This is a genomic window from Tsukamurella paurometabola DSM 20162, from assembly GCF_000092225.1.
Classification (GTDB): Bacteria; Actinomycetota; Actinomycetes; order Mycobacteriales; family Mycobacteriaceae; genus Tsukamurella; species Tsukamurella paurometabola.
On record NC_014158.1, the window covers coordinates 820,288 to 834,279 of the forward strand.

The 13,992-nt window shown below is 70.7% G+C and carries 17 protein-coding genes; 8 read left to right on the plus strand and 9 right to left on the minus strand.

The genetic code is table 11. The annotated features are described in order from the left end of the window. Positions 1-2 precede the first annotated feature (2 nt). A complete protein-coding gene (locus tag TPAU_RS03985; RefSeq protein WP_013125483.1) occupies positions 3-380 on the minus strand; it encodes a hypothetical protein in 378 nt (125 codons plus the stop codon). Between the two features lie 120 nt (positions 381-500). Then, the gene (locus tag TPAU_RS03990) at positions 501-2,159 is read right to left on the minus strand and encodes an HNH endonuclease signature motif containing protein (protein ID WP_160160257.1); all 1,659 of its coding nucleotides are present in this window, start codon (positions 2,157-2,159) and stop codon (positions 501-503) included. Between the two features lie 190 nt (positions 2,160-2,349). Between TPAU_RS03990 and TPAU_RS03995 the strand changes: the two genes are divergently transcribed. Next, the gene (locus tag TPAU_RS03995; protein WP_013125485.1) at positions 2,350-2,637 is read left to right on the plus strand and encodes a hypothetical protein; all 288 of its coding nucleotides are present in this window, start codon (positions 2,350-2,352) and stop codon (positions 2,635-2,637) included. Between the two features lie 4 nt (positions 2,638-2,641). Here the strand turns inward: TPAU_RS03995 and TPAU_RS04000 are convergent, their stop codons facing one another. The 4 genes from TPAU_RS04000 to TPAU_RS04015 are packed head-to-tail and all read right to left on the minus strand — an operon-like array spanning position 2,642 to position 6,035. After that, positions 2,642-4,312 carry a DNA repair helicase XPB gene (locus tag TPAU_RS04000; protein ID WP_013125486.1) on the minus strand — a complete coding sequence of 557 codons (1,671 nt, stop codon included), beginning with the start codon at positions 4,310-4,312 and terminating at the stop codon, positions 2,642-2,644. After that, the gene (locus TPAU_RS21735) at positions 4,313-5,008 is read right to left on the minus strand and encodes a YqeB family protein (RefSeq protein ID WP_013125487.1); all 696 of its coding nucleotides are present in this window, start codon (positions 5,006-5,008) and stop codon (positions 4,313-4,315) included. Beyond that, on the minus strand, positions 5,005-5,589 hold the full coding sequence (locus TPAU_RS04010) for a TetR/AcrR family transcriptional regulator (protein WP_013125488.1): 585 nt from the start codon (positions 5,587-5,589) through the stop codon (positions 5,005-5,007). The genes TPAU_RS21735 and TPAU_RS04010 overlap by 4 nt, the downstream gene beginning before the upstream one ends. A 35-nt stretch (positions 5,590-5,624) precedes the next feature. Then, a complete protein-coding gene (locus tag TPAU_RS04015) occupies positions 5,625-6,035 on the minus strand; it encodes a DUF6069 family protein (RefSeq protein ID WP_013125489.1) in 411 nt (136 codons plus the stop codon). A gap of 190 nt (positions 6,036-6,225) precedes the next feature. Between TPAU_RS04015 and TPAU_RS04020 the strand changes: the two genes are divergently transcribed. After that, a complete protein-coding gene (locus TPAU_RS04020; RefSeq protein ID WP_013125490.1) occupies positions 6,226-6,588 on the plus strand; it encodes a YciI family protein in 363 nt (120 codons plus the stop codon). Then, positions 6,585-7,796 (plus strand): RNA polymerase sigma factor, encoded by a 1,212-nt coding sequence (locus TPAU_RS04025; RefSeq protein ID WP_013125491.1) that lies wholly within the window; start codon positions 6,585-6,587, stop codon positions 7,794-7,796. The genes TPAU_RS04020 and TPAU_RS04025 overlap by 4 nt, the downstream gene beginning before the upstream one ends. Position 7,797: 1 nt before the next feature. Here TPAU_RS04025 and TPAU_RS04030 read toward each other — a convergent pair whose 3' ends face one another. Beyond that, complete coding sequence (locus TPAU_RS04030; RefSeq protein WP_013125492.1) at positions 7,798-9,978, minus strand: helicase-associated domain-containing protein; 2,181 nt, start codon at positions 9,976-9,978, stop codon at positions 7,798-7,800. Between the two features lie 39 nt (positions 9,979-10,017). Between TPAU_RS04030 and TPAU_RS04035 the strand changes: the two genes are divergently transcribed. From TPAU_RS04035 to TPAU_RS04055, 5 genes are read left to right on the plus strand one after another with little or no spacing between them, the layout of a single operon-like run. After that, positions 10,018-10,206, plus strand: a complete 189-nt coding sequence (locus TPAU_RS04035; RefSeq protein WP_013125493.1) for a hypothetical protein — start codon at positions 10,018-10,020, stop codon at positions 10,204-10,206. Between the two features lies 1 nt (position 10,207). Next, positions 10,208-10,678 (plus strand): cyclic pyranopterin monophosphate synthase MoaC, encoded by a 471-nt coding sequence (gene moaC, locus TPAU_RS04040; RefSeq protein WP_013125494.1) that lies wholly within the window; start codon positions 10,208-10,210, stop codon positions 10,676-10,678. Further along, positions 10,671-11,174, plus strand: coding sequence for a MogA/MoaB family molybdenum cofactor biosynthesis protein (locus TPAU_RS22835; protein WP_013125495.1), 504 nt, complete (start codon positions 10,671-10,673; stop codon positions 11,172-11,174). The genes moaC and TPAU_RS22835 overlap by 8 nt, the downstream gene beginning before the upstream one ends. Next, positions 11,167-11,592: a molybdenum cofactor biosynthesis protein MoaE gene (locus tag TPAU_RS22840; RefSeq protein ID WP_013125496.1), complete on the plus strand. Its 426-nt coding sequence runs from the start codon at positions 11,167-11,169 to the stop codon at positions 11,590-11,592. Before TPAU_RS22835 ends, TPAU_RS22840 begins: the two co-directional genes overlap by 8 nt. Before the next feature lie 43 nt (positions 11,593-11,635). Beyond that, positions 11,636-12,820, plus strand: coding sequence for a glycosyltransferase (locus tag TPAU_RS04055; RefSeq protein WP_049825763.1), 1,185 nt, complete (start codon positions 11,636-11,638; stop codon positions 12,818-12,820). A 95-nt stretch (positions 12,821-12,915) separates the two neighbouring features. Here TPAU_RS04055 and TPAU_RS23685 read toward each other — a convergent pair whose 3' ends face one another. Together TPAU_RS23685 and TPAU_RS04065 are read right to left on the minus strand one after the other, a co-directional pair. Then, positions 12,916-13,566 carry a transglycosylase family protein gene (locus TPAU_RS23685; protein ID WP_041944276.1) on the minus strand — a complete coding sequence of 217 codons (651 nt, stop codon included), beginning with the start codon at positions 13,564-13,566 and terminating at the stop codon, positions 12,916-12,918. 184 nt (positions 13,567-13,750) lie between these two features. Next, positions 13,751-13,990, minus strand: coding sequence for a MoaD/ThiS family protein (locus TPAU_RS04065; protein WP_013125499.1), 240 nt, complete (start codon positions 13,988-13,990; stop codon positions 13,751-13,753). Positions 13,991-13,992: the final 2 nt, after the last annotated feature.

Consider the following 13,992-nt stretch of genomic DNA (forward strand, 5'->3'; position numbering starts at 1 on the left):
CGCTAGCGCGGTTTCGTGGTGGTGGAGTGCGGGGCGCCGGTGCCGTGGGGGTCGTCGCCCGCACCGTGATTCGGATTCGTGCAGATGGTGCCCTCGTCCGGCCCACCGGTGCACGGCACGTCGTATTCGTTACCCGGTCCGGTGGGATTCCCGGGCTGCGCGGGCTGTCCGGGCTTCTCGGGAACGGTGGGCGCCGGGGGCGGCACCGTGACGGTCTTCGTTTGGACCGGCGCTTCGCGTTGCACGCTGCTCGGGGATATCGAGGAGGGCGTCTGTAGGGTGCTCGACGGTGCGGTGGGTTCCGTATCGTTCGAGCAACCCGCGGTCAGGGTGAGCAGGGCGGCGGCGCCGGTGGCTGCGGCGAGCACGGTGATGCGCATGTGTCTTCTCCGATCTGGGGAACTGCCCGGGCGGGTGGACGTGGGCCAGGGTAGTCACGGATCGGCACACCGTGGGGCGGTGGGAAAGTTGTTGCACTGCAAAGGCGGCGTTGATGCGGCTCAGAACGGGGGAGCAGCCGGCAGGAAGCTGTCGGGTTCGTGGCCCAGACTACTCGCGGCCTCGCGGAGCGCGGCTTCCTGTTCCTGCGTCTTCCGCGCGGCTCGCAGGTGCCGGAGGCGGCGGTGCATCGCGCGCAGACGCCTGCGCTGCGCGGCGCGACGGCGGGCGTGGCCGCCGAACCCACCGGATGTCGGGCGCTCGGCCCCACGGTCCTCGCGCTCCGTGTCGCGGGCAGAGGTGTCCCAGGCCAGCGTGCCGAGCCCGGGAAAGAGATCGCGCGCCGAACCGGGCGGCACCACCCACGTGGCGCCGGTGGGGTGGTGCCATTCGACACCGCCGTCGGGCAGGACATCAGAAAGCCAGCCCGTCTCCGTCTTGATCCGGTGGTGGAAACCGCAGAGCGGAACCAGGTTCCCGATCTCGGTGCGGCCGCCCGCCGCGGACTCGTGGTGGTCGTACTCGGTGACGTGGTCGATCTGGCACGCCGACGAGGGCACCGAGCAGCCGGGGAAGGTGCAGGTGGGATACGTCAGTCGGAGCACGAGTAGCTGGTACTGCGTGGGCCGGTACCCGGATGCGCCCCTGACGTGGATCTTCCCGGTGACCGGATCGCGGCGGCCGAGCACCCGCACCGAGGTGGCGCACGAGTCGATGAGTGCCCGCGCCTGCGCGGCGGTGACCGGGCCGGATATCCCCGGATCGTCCGTGAGGACCACGGCGCCACCCGGCTCGGCCGACTCCGGTGCCGGAGAACCCGACGCGACCGCATCCGACTCGTTCAGCACGATCACGGCGAGCGCCTTGAGCTGCTGCGCGACGGCACCATTGCGCGGGCGTGCCTCGCGGTTAGGACAATTCTCGGTGGGGCACTGGCAACCAAGGGTTTCGTAGCCCTCGGCCAGCGCGACCAGAGCGGCCACCTGGCGCTGCGCCGAGGTGCGGCCGTCATTGCGACACACCGTCTGCACCATCTCGGCGATCGACTTCGACAGTCGAATGCCCTCAGCCTTGCTCATCACCACCTCGAGATCGACCGCGCCGTCCGTGCGGGCGTGGAACTCGAGCCGGGCGGCGGGTGCGACCGACGGTTTCTCGGGCACCGCTTCGCGATCGAGCCTGGTCAGGATGGTGGTGGCGGCCTGCTCGACCGTGGGGCCGGTGAGAACCGTTCCCGGCTGGTCCAGCCGGGCCTCGAACCACCCGGCGATCCGCCCGTCGAGCGCGGCGGCCACCTCGTCGTCCAGGACAGCGATCGCCGTGCGGAGAACCGCCCGGACCTGCGGCATGCCGATCGCACCGCGGGCGAACAGTTCGAACACCCGCGGAAACCGTTCGCGCAGATCAATAGCGCGATGCACGGCAGCCGACGCCGCGCCACGCCCGACGCCCAGCGCTGCACCGCATTCGGCGATCAGCTCGTCCCAGTCGTCCACGAACCGGCGGTTGGATTCCGCGCGGACGGCGCGGCCATCATCACGCAGCAGGTACAGCTGTGAGAGCACGGCGTGCCGTTCCGCCTCCAATCGATTCGCCTCCGCGGCGATCGCCCGCAGCCGCGCGACGGCACCAGCCGGAGTGAGCCCCGACGCACTGGCGAACTCGGACGGCAGCGGCCGTGTGACCCGCCGTCCGAGATCGAATGCGTCATCGTAGCTCATATGTTCGATATTACTCTCGGTGATCCTGTCGTGCAATGCCATTCGTGGCATCGGTTCGCTGGTCGAGGCGTCGGGTGTGATTGTTAAGAGATCTCACCGAATGGCGGTAGAAATACTCGCTGGACCTATCGAATCCCGTCGCCGAAGATCGATGCACATCATCCGGCGGGTATGAAAGGGACGGGGTGTCATGGGATTCGAGCGCACGAGTGGGCTACTGCGGGCCGTCGCGAAGCGATTCGGTGAATACCGGCGCACCCACGTGGAGATGTACGAGCGGCACTTCATTCTCATGGAGCCCTGGACTCACGACGTGTTGCACTGGGGTGCCGACGGCACGCTGCACGGCAGCATCGTCGTCGACCGGGCCCGCACGCCCGTCACTCGCGGTGGCTGGTGCCCGTGCCGCCCGTTCGATGCGGAGGTGACGGTGCGGCGAGATCCGAGTGGGTCGCTCGATCCCTGCCCCGAGCAGTAGTCGCTCAGTCCGCGGTTTCGCCGACAGCGGGGCCGAGCAGATCGTCGGCATCGACGATCCGGTAGGCGTAGCCCTGCTCGGCGAGGAAGCGCTGCCGGTGTGCCGCGTACTCGGCGTCCAGGGTGTCGCGCGAGACCACCGAGTAGAAGTGCGCCGTGCCACCGTCGTGCTTGGGGCGCAGCAGCCGGCCCAGGCGCTGCGCCTCCTCCTGCCGCGACCCGAACGTGCCCGAGACCTGCACGGCCACCGAGGCTTCCGGTAGATCGATGGAGAAGTTCGCCACCTTGCTCACCACCAGCGTGGAGATCTCGCCGCGACGGAAGGCGTCGAAGAGCGCCTCGCGCTCCTTCGTCTTGGTGGAGCCCTGGATCACCGGGGCGTCGAGCGCGGCGCCCAGCTCCTCCAACTGATCGATGTACGCACCGATCACCAGCGTCTGCGCGCCCCGATGCCGCTCCAGGATCGCCTTCACCACAGCGGATTTCGCGGGTGCGGTCGAGGCCAGTTTGTACCGCTCGTCGGGCTCGGCGGTGGCGTACTGCATCCGCTGGTTCTCGGTGAGCGTCACCCGCACCTCGACGCAGTCCGCGGGCGCGATCCAGCCCTGCGCCTCGATGTCCTTCCACGGTGCGTCGTAGCGCTTGGGTCCGATCAGCGAGAAGACATCGCCCTCGCGGCCGTCCTCGCGTACCAACGTCGCCGTGAGGCCCAGGCGCCGGCGGGACTGCAGGTCGGCGGTCATCCGGAACACCGGCGCGGGCAGTAGATGCACCTCGTCGTAGATCATCAGGCCCCAGTCCCGCGAATCGAACAGGTCGAGGTTCTTGTACTCGCCCTTCGACTTCCGCGTGAGCACCTGATACGTGGCGATGGTGACCGGGCGGATCTCCTTCTTCTCGCCCGAGTACTCGCCGATCTCCTCCTCGGTGAGCGATGTGCGCGCCAGCAGCTCCCGCTTCCACTGCCGTCCCGCGACCGTGTTCGTCACCAAGATCAGCGTGGTGGCCTGCGCTCGCGCCATGGCAGCCGCGCCCACCATCGTCTTACCCGCGCCACAGGGCAGGACCACGACACCGGAACCGCCCAGCCAGAACGAGTCCGCCGCCGTCTTCTGGTAGTCGCGCAGCTCCCACGGATCGGTTTCCGTGTCCAACGCGATGGGGTGCGATTCGCCGTCCACGTAACCGGCGAGATCCTCGGCGGGCCAGCCCACCTTGAGCAGCAGTTGCTTGAGGTGGCCGCGCTCGGACGGGTGCACCACCACGGTGTCGTCGTCGATGCGGGCGCCCACCATCGGCGCGATCTTCTTGTGCCGCAGCACCTCCTCCAGCACCGCGCGATCCAGCGAGACCAGGGTGAGCCCGTGCACCGGGCTCTTCACCAGTTGCAGCCGGCCGTACCGGCTCATGGTGTCGACCACGTCTACCAGCAGCGGTTGCGGCACCGGGTAGCGGGAGAAGGTGACCAGAGCGTCCACCACCTGCTCCGCGTCGTGCCCTGCGGCCCGCGCGTTCCACAGCGCCAGCGGCGTCACCCGGTACGTGTGCACGTGCTCCGGTGCACGTTCCAGTTCGGCGAAAGGCGCGATCGCGGCACGGGCCGCATCGGCCTGGTCGTGGTCCACCTCCAGCAGGAGGGTCTTATCGGACTGGACGATGAGGGGTCCGTCGGTCATCTATCCATTGTGCCGCGCGAGACGGAATTCCTGCTCGTCGCCGTTATCGCGCACCACCACGCCACGCTCGCCGAGGCGCAGCCGCAGGTCGTGAGCTGTGGGGCCGCGCTTCTCCGCGCGGGCCACGGCGCGCTCGCGCAGCAGGTCGGCCACGTCGGGAGCCGCATCACCGCGGCCCTGCACGAAGCGCGTGTAGTCGCCCTCGTAGGGATCGGCGTTCCCGCGCCACGGGTAACCGGCGTCGCCGAGGGCCCTGGCGATCCTCCCTGTGGGCACCCCGTCGGTGCTCGCGGCGGCGAGCAGGCCGCCCCGTCGGTCCAGGATCGTCAGCTCGCCGCCCCGCCCGAGGAATACCTCCCCCACCTCGTCGGCGTCGATCCAGCGGCGGTGACCGCCCGCCTCGACCTCCAGGTGATCGCTCGCGACCGTGAGTCGCGCGACCTCGTTCTGCCACATCCCCAGCAGTACGAACCCGCCGATCAGGCCTGCGATCGCGAGCACGCCGACGGCGACACCGGTGGGGAGTTGGGCGGCGATCCGCAGTGGGCCCGGCGACCCGTCCACGGTGCGCTCCAACCAGGAGACGAGGCCCCGCACGATCAGTCCGAGGACGGCCCCGGCCGCGGTGGTGGCGATGACGACGGCCGCCTGCAGGGCGTGTGGCAGCCCGACCCGGGTCTGCTCGGTGGTGGTCATGACGCTCCCTCCGGTGCGAGATAGGCGAACGCGGCGCGCTGCACGTCCGGCCGGACGTCACCGCCGGCGAGGTGCGCGCCGTCGGTGATCGAGATCAGGAACATCGCGGCGTGGGCCGGGTCGAGCGCGGGGTCGACGGTGCCGTTGGCCTGCCCCCGGCCGATCAGCTCGGCGAGCGTGTCGCGCGCGATCCCGTCCGACGTGGCGACGATCTCGGCCAGCTCGGGATCGGCGCCGATGCGGCGGATCAGCTCGGCCATCAGGCCGGGTGCCACCGGATCGGTCGCGCTGTCGGTGAGGGCGTCGAGCATCAGTCGCACGCCGTCGGCCGGATCGGCCTCGGCGAACGCGCGGGCGCGCATGTGTTCGTAGCGCTCGATATCGCCGCCGAACAGGGCGCGGAACAGGCCGGCCTTATCGGTGAAGTAGTAGAAGACGGTGCCGGAGCTGACCCCGGCCCGGGCCGCGATATCGCTCGCGCGGGCGCGCTCGAAACCGGCGGCGGAGAACTCCGCGGCCGCTGCGGCCAGGATGGCGGCGCGGCGGCGTGCGGTGAGCGCGGGGTCGACGGTGCGGGCCATGCCCCGACCATATATATAACTGAGCAGTCAGTCAATTAATTGAGGGCGAGACGACTCGCGACCGTGGGCACGACGATCGCGGCCGCGACCACGTGCGTGACGATCAGGACCGCGGCCGACGCGACGTCGAAGCCGAAGGTCACATCGGGCACGACGGACAGCACGAGCAGCACCACGCAGGTGCGCACGAAGGTCGAGCGCGGGTGCCGCGCGCGCCGCGCCAGCACGGCGGCGATGCCCACGGCGATCAGCGAGAAGATCATCGTGAGCTGCGCAAACCCGAGCAGGGGGATGGCGGAACCGTCGGGCCCGGCGAAGGTGACGCCCGCGGCGGACGCGACCGCGGCGATCACGGTGGTAGCGACCGACGCGGCGACGGCGGCGGCGACCCCGTGCTTCCACACGGGCAGGCTGTCGGTGCGGGCGGGTGCGGTGGCGGTGATCATGGCGTGCTCCTCAGCGGTGGTGACGGTGCCCGGGCGGGCGCGTCCTACCCCTTCCACGAACGGGGCCGACGGATTTCGACATCGCCGCTGCGAGAACTTTCCCGGGGTGGTGTCGTATCGGTACGCCAGCGTTCGTAGTGAGGGTGAAGGGCGGCCACCGGACCGCCCGACGACCGAGAGGAACAAGATCATGACGCACTACCTGCTCTCCGTACACGGCCCCGTCGAGCGCGGCGACTTCGGCGACTACGGCACCAAGGAGGCGATGGAGGAGGCGTTCGCGCGCACCGACGCCTTCAACGAGCAGCTCAAGGCCGACGGTTACTGGGTATTCGCGGGAGGGCTCGCCGAGGCGACCACCGCCACCGTCGTCGACGGGCGCGGCGACAAGCCGATCATCACCGACGGCCCGTACCTCGAATCGAAAGAGCTGATCGGCGGCTTCTGGGTGATCGACGCCCCCGACCTCGACGTCGCGCTGCGGCTCGCCGCCGAGGGCTCCAAGGCCTGCGGCGGCACCGTCGAGGTCCGCGCCTTCGACGGGCTGGCGTGACCGACTCCAGCATCGCGCTCGAGCGGGTCTTCCGCGAGGAGTACGGCCGGGTCATCGCCTCGCTCGTGCGCCGCTTCGGCGACATCACCATCGCCGAGGAAGCGGCGGGCGAGGCGATCCTGGCCGCCTTGGACAAATGGCCCACCTCCGGTATCCCGCCGAACCCCGGCGCCTGGCTCACCACCACCGCGGGCAACCGCGCGATCGACCGGATCCGGCGCGAGAACCACCGCGATGCCAAACACAGGGCGGCTGCGATGATCCACGACGACTCCGACCCCGAACCGATCGGCGCGATCGAGGACGACCGTCTGCGCTTGGTCTTCACCTGCTGCCACCCGGCACTCGCTCCCGAGTCCCGGGTCGCTCTGACTCTGCGCCTGCTCGGCGGCCTGACGGTGCCAGAGATCGCGCGTGCCTTCCTGGTGCCCGAAACCACGATGGGGCAACGCATTACTCGGGCCAAGAAGAAGATCGCCGCCGCTCGCATCCCGTACCGCATCCCCGACGCCGCCGACCTCCCCGCCCGGCTCGACGGCGTGCTGACGGTGCTCTTCCTCGTGTTCAACGAGGGATATCTCGCTACCGGAGACGGTGAGCCCCTCCGGACCGACCTCACCGCGGAGGCGATCCGGCTGGCGCGCCTGCTCCGCGATCTCCTCCCCGACGACCCCGAGGTGACCGGTCTGCTCGCGCTGATGCTGCTCACCGACGCCCGCCGCGAAGCGCGCGTCCGCGGCGGCCAGTTGGTACCCCTCGACGAACAGGATCGCGCGGGCTGGGATCGCGCCGTCATCGCCGAGGGCCACCGCCTGGTCCGCGAGTGTCTCGACATCAACCGCCCCGGCCGGTATCAGATTCTGGCCGCGATCGGCGCCGTTCACACCGACGCCCCGAGCGCCGAGTCGGTCGACTATTCCCAGGTAGTAGCGCTCTACGATCAGCTGATCGCGATCGACCCGTCGCCGATCGTCGCACTCAACCGGGCCATCGCGGTAGGCGAGCTGGACGGGCCCGAGGTGGCCTTCGCCCTGGTCGATCCACTGCCGCTGGACGGTTATCACGCGTGGCACGCGACGCGGGCGCACCTGCTGCGCCGGCTCGGGCGCACCGCCGAGGCGAAGGTCGACTACGAGGCCGCGATCGCCGCGGCGGGAAATCCGGCCGAGCGCGCCTACCTCACCCGAAAACGCGGCGAGCTGGTGTGACTCAGTCGACGAACTCCGCAGTGGTCACACGATGCAGGGCGAACCTGCGGGGTGCAGATCCGTCGACCGCGGTGAGCTGGCCGTGCCGCACCGACTCGGGCACCACCACGTGCCGGGTGTACACGCCGTTCGCGTCCACATAGCCCAGCCGCACGCTGCGTCCGTCTCCCGCCGCGGATTGCAGCAGCGCCATCAACTCCGGTCCCGTCGTCCGCGGCTCGTCGACGGGAGAGTCCTGCCGTCGGATCTGCTCCGCCGCCTGCCGCAGTTGCTCGAGCGTGGCTTGTGCCGCCGGAGGACGCGGGCGCGGTATCGGGAACCGGATCGCGTTCGGCCGCAGGTCCACCACGACGCCCCGCGAATCCTCTGCCGCCGCAGCGAACCCCGCCGTTGCCAGCCCCGCCACCAGATCGGCGAGCGGGGACTGGCAGACCAGGACCGTGGGCGCCACCGACCGCAGTGCCAATGCTTGCGCCACCGGGGAGGCCAAGACCGCCGTGATCAACGCCGGATCGTCGGACCGGAGGAAGGACGCCGCCATCCCCGCGCGCAGCGCGCCGTGCCGCCGCGCCACATCATCGACCAGGTAGGTCAGGCCCTGCGGCACCGGCGTCACCGCATGCGCGGCGAAGAAGGCGTGTATCTCCGCGGCGGTCCGCCCCGCGTCCAGCGCCCGCCGCACCGACGCATCCGTCACTCGATACACCGCCGCGCCGCCCGCGGACTCCAGATCGGCAACCAGTGCAACGGATTCCGCGAAGCCGTGGGTCGTGGGACCGGGGATCGTGAGCGTGAGATCGGCCTGGAGAAGGAACTCCTCCACCGGTTTCGGCAGCGCCGCCGCCATCGCCGCGTCGAGATCCGATCCGGACAGCGCCGCCCGCCCGGCCGCCGTGAGCGCGCCCCCAGCCACCAGCCCCACCGCCTGCGCCTGGTCGAAGATCCCCGCGATCGCCTCCAGCGTGAGTCGCCGATACCAGGACGGATGGACGTACCGCGCCGCTGCGTGCACCGACGGTAGCGGGGGAGCGGTCCCGTCAGGTGCGCCGGCGAGCGCCTCCAACACCGCCCGGCGATCCTGCGGCGCAACCGAACTCCGGGCGGCCCGATGCAGGGGCCCGACGATTCCCTCCTCGCCCCGCGTACCGATCAGCGCCGGCTGCCGGCGCAACTCCAGCCAGGTGCGCGCCAGCACCGCCCACCGCGGGGCGGGCTCGGCCCGCAGCCACTCATCCGCCGACACCGTGGGCGCGAACACCGAATCGTCACTGTCCACGAGCTCGCCCTCGGCGATGAGTCCCGCAGCCGCCAGCAGCTCCAGCAGTAACGCCGCCCGCTCCTCGGGCAGATCCGCGGCTTTCGCCACCCGGCGCACCTCGCGAATACCGATGCCGCCGGCCTTCACCCGCGCCGCCGGTGCTTGCCCCAGCACCGCAATCACCTCGTCGGCATGCCGCAGCAACTCCAGCGCGGCGACCGCACCGGCGCCGTCGAGTCCCGCGACGGGCGCACCGTCGAGTGCGGGCGGCTTGAGCGATGCGCCCAGCGGGAGTTCGCCGCGCAGGAGGGCTCGCACCTCCCACGGCAGCTCCACCGTCTGATGGTCGACCCGGATGAGCAGGCCCGCGGCCAGCAGTCGCTGCACCGGGTGATCGGGAGAGGTGCCCGGCGCCGCGGCGGCGGTCCGGCCCAGCGGCGACCCCTCGGCCAGCCGGTCGAGCAACGCTCGCTCCTCGGTTCCGGGATCCGGCAGCTCGGCCGGTTCGGGGTAGTCGACGGTGAGCTGCGCCGTGCGCCACGGCATCGCCTCGCGGACGGCGGGCACCGTGCGCAGCTCCACCTCGCCCCAGATCAACGCCAGGCGCGTGAGCTTCGCCACCGAGTCGCTCACCTGCTTCTTCAGCGCCCGTCCGCGCAGGGATCGGGCGAGCGTGTCGACGGTGCCGCCGTCGGCCAGAACCAGCTCCAGAACGGCCAGATCGAGGAGGTCGAGCCGTTCGGCGACCCGGCCCAGCGACGCCGGGCTGAGCAAGCGGGTGGACAGCACCCCGAAGCCCGCGGGGACCGGAGTGGCCACATCGCGGCGGGCGTCGAGCAGTGCCGTGATGTGGGCATCGTCCCGCCCGCGGAGCCACTCCGCGAGGAGGGCCGCCGGGGCCGTCGAGGCGGTATTACTGCTCACCGATACAGCCTAGAGGGCGGGGCATGTCAGAATAGCGACGTGTCTGAGACCACGAACGACAAGAAGAAGGCCGGCTACGTCGACAACGGCTGGCCCGCGGCCGAAGGTGACCACGCGGTGTCCGAGTTCGCCGCCCCGCTGGTCGGCGCGCTGTCGCCGTTCGGCGATGTCGCCTTCCCGCAGGCGCACATCCCCTACGTGCACCCGAGCACGCGCATCAATCGCTGACGTGGACCTGACGCACGTCGACGAGGCCGGGGCGGCCCGGATGGTCGACGTGACCGGGAAAGACGCCACCGCGCGCACCGCGGTGGCCGCCGGGGTGTTCCGCACCACCGCCGAGGTGATCGAGAAGATCGCCGCGAACGCGGTGGCCAAGGGCGACGTCCTCGCCACCGCTCGCATCGCGGGCATCATGGGTGTCAAGCGCACTCCCGATCTGGTACCGCTGTGCCATCCACTACCGGTCACCGGTGTGCAGGTGGACCTCCAACCCGGCGGTGCCGAGATCGCGATCACCGCCACGGTGAAGTGCACCGGGCGCACCGGCGTCGAGATGGAGGCACTCACCGCCGTCGCCGTCGCCGGACTCACCCTGCATGACATGGTCAAGGCGATCGACCCCGCCGCCGTTCTCACGGATATCCGCGTCCTCACCAAGGAGGGCGGCAAGACCGGCAGCTGGTCGCGTGATGACTGACCGGACCGACACCGCGGCGGCCAGCCGCAGCGCGACGGTGATCGTCGCCTCCACACGCGCCGCCGCCGGGGAGCGCGAGGACCGCACCGGACCGCTCATCGTCGAGTGGCTCGTCGAGCGCGGCCTCGGCGTGACCGGCCCCGTCGTGGTGCCCGACGGCGACGAGGTCGGCGCCGCGATCCGTGCCGCCGTCGCCCGCGGTGACGCCCTGATCCTCACCACCGGCGGTACCGGTCTCACTCCGACCGACCGCACCCCCGAACAGACCCGGCCCGAACTCGACCGCGAGATCCCGGGGCTGGCCGATGCCATCCGCACCGCGGGCCTGCCCGCCGTCCCGACCGCCGTGCTCAGTCGCGGCCTCGCCGGTATCGCCGGGAGTGCCCTCGTGGTCAACCTGCCGGGCTCCACCGGCGGCGTCCGCGACGGCCTCGGCGTCCTCGACGGCGTACTCGGCCACGCACTCGATCAGATCCCTGGAGGAGACCATGACTGACGTGGTGCTTGCGGAGGTCACCGGCGACCCGATCGACCTGCCGTCCCACGAGGCGGCGGTCGCCCGCGCCGAGGCCGGCGCCGTGGTCGGTTTCATCGGCGCCGTCCGCGATCATGACGGAGGCCGCGGGGTGACCCGGCTGGAGTACTCCGCCCATCCGACCGCCGCCCGTGTCCTCGCCGAGGTGGTCGAGCGCGAAGCGGTCGCGGCCGAGGGAGTGCGCGCCGTCGCGGTCTCGCATCGGGTCGGGCCGCTCGCGATCGGTGACGCCGCCCTCGTGGTCGCCGTCTCCGCCGATCATCGGGCGGCGGCCTTCGCCACCTGCGCGCGGCTGGTCGACGCGGTGAAAGAGGCGCTGCCCGTGTGGAAACACCAGATGTTCGCCGACGGCACCGACGAATGGGTCGGCTGCGCCTGATCGGCCTGGGCGCGCCGGGTCCGACTCGCCTATGCTTAGCAATGTGAAGATTCTGGTCACGGGAATCGCCGGCTATTCCCATCTGGTTCCGTTCGTCCTCCCCGCGGCGTCCGCGCTGCGCGCCGCCGGGCACGACGTCACGGTCGCCGTGCCTGCGGACGGCCGCGATATCGTCGCCGGGTACGGGCTCGACGTGCTCGCGCTCGACGGCATCCCGACGATGGCGCAGATCGCCACGGATCCGGCGCTGGGTGAGGACGACTTCTCCGTCCGCGATTACGTCCCGCCGGCGGAGCCGTACCCGTTCACCGGGTTCACCGCCGCCGCGCCGCGGCGATCCGCCCGCGCGTTCATCGGCGTCATCGGCCATCGCGGCGCCGGTGCGCTGATCGAACGACTCAGCGGAGACGTTCCGGACCTCATCGTGCGCGACAACACCGAGTTCGGCGGCTACCTCGCCGCCGAGGTGCTGGGCTGTCCGCAACTGCCGCTCGAGGTGGCCCCGATGTTCGACGCCTCGCTTCCCGGCGTGCTGGACGTACTGAACGAGGTGCGCTCACTGCACGGACTGCCGCCCGCGGCCGCGGCCACCGAGGGCCCGCGGATCGCCCAGACTCCGCTCGACTTCTACCCGCCCGAGCAGCACGTGCCCGGGATCCACTGCTTCCGACCCGGGCCGCGGACGTTCGCACCGCTGGATCCGGCCATCGCGGACCTTCCCGCGGACCGGCCGCTCGTGCTCGTGAGCCTCGGTTCCGTCGCGCCCTCACTGGGTGCCGCGACGGACCTCGTCGACCGGATCGTCGAGGCGCTCGGATCACTCGACGTGTACGCCGTGGTCGCCACGGGCGGACACGAGGTGCGCACTCCGCCGCCGAACGTGGTGCTCACCGACTTCGTGGACCAGCAGACCGTTCTCAACACTTGCGATGCCTTCATCACGCACGGCGGCTTCAACGGCGTCCGCGAGGCCCTGCAGTCCGGTGTCCCGATGGTGTTGCTGCCCTTGTTCGGAGACCATCCGCTCAATTCGGTACAGGCCGACAGGCTGGGCACCGGGATCGTGCTCGATCCGTGGACCGTGACCGCCGGCGAGCTGGCCGCGGCCACCGAGAAGGTGCTCGCCGATCCGAGCTACGGCCGCAACGCCCGCCGGTTCGCTCGACGCAGTCAGGCGCTGCCCGAACTCGCGACCTTCCCGGAGCGGTTACCCGAGATCCTGGGCTGAGTCGCGGCGATTCTCCGCCCGTGGGCCGTGCCCACAACGACGAACGGGTCGACGGCCGGAGCCGTCGACCCGTTCGGTCGGTATGCGTGCCGGGGTCAGTAGCCCTTGGCGGCAGCCTGCTGCAGCATCGCCAGCACGGCCGGGTCGACCTGCTGGCCACCGTTCTGCGCCTGCGAGATGACCTGCTGGATGTAGGCCGCGTTGACCGACTGACCGGGCTTGACGGCCGGCTTCGGGGCGGCCGGCTTCTGGGCAGCGGGCTTCTGGGCGGCGGGCTTCTGGGCGGCGGGCTTCTGAATGGCCGGCTTCTGGACGGCCGGCTTCTGAACGGCCGGCTTGGCCGGAGAGGCGGCCGACTCGGTGGGAACGTCGCGCTGGGTCGCCGCGCCGAGGCCGGTTCCGCACGAGGGCCATGCGCCCTTACCTTGGCCCGCGAGGACCTTCTCCGCGATCGCGATCTGCTGGGCCTTGCTGGCCTGGTTCGCGGTGGGAGCGTACTTCTGGCCGCCGTAGGCGCTCCAGGTGGACGGGCTGAACTGCAGGCCGCCGTGGTAGCCGTTACCCGTGTTGATCGACCAGTTGCCGCCGGACTCGCACTTGGCGACCTGATCCCACTGGGAGTCGGGCGCGGCGTTCGCCGCGGGCGCCGAGAAGGCGAGGGTGGCACCGCCGAGGAGGGCGCCGGTGGCGGCGACCTTGGCTGCGGTGCGGCCGGTGGTGGACTGCTTACGGTGGCGACCGGACATGCTGAGGGGTTTTCCCATCTCTCGTGCCTGCAAGGATCTGTTCGGTACGAACGCGAGATGAAACTGGTTGCTCCATCCGGTCCGAGCTGCTGCTATGACCGTCCGCGACGCTAGCAGAATCCTGGGCGTTGCCCAACCGTTACCGCTTCGTGATTTACGACTGTGATGGAAGTCACGCGGTTCGTCAGCCGCCCGCGAAGGGCGGCAGCACATCGATCATCACGCCGTTCGCCTGCGCGTTCACATCGCGGACCGCGACCTCGTCGAGGAGGTAACTGCACCGTCTCAGGACGGTCACGAGATCGGGATGGCGTTCGCCGAGCAATCGGGCGATATCGGACACCGAGGCACCGGCGGGAACGTCGACGACCTCTTCATCGACGCCTGCCGCCGCCCGAGCGGCGGCGAAGTAGCGGATCCGCACCC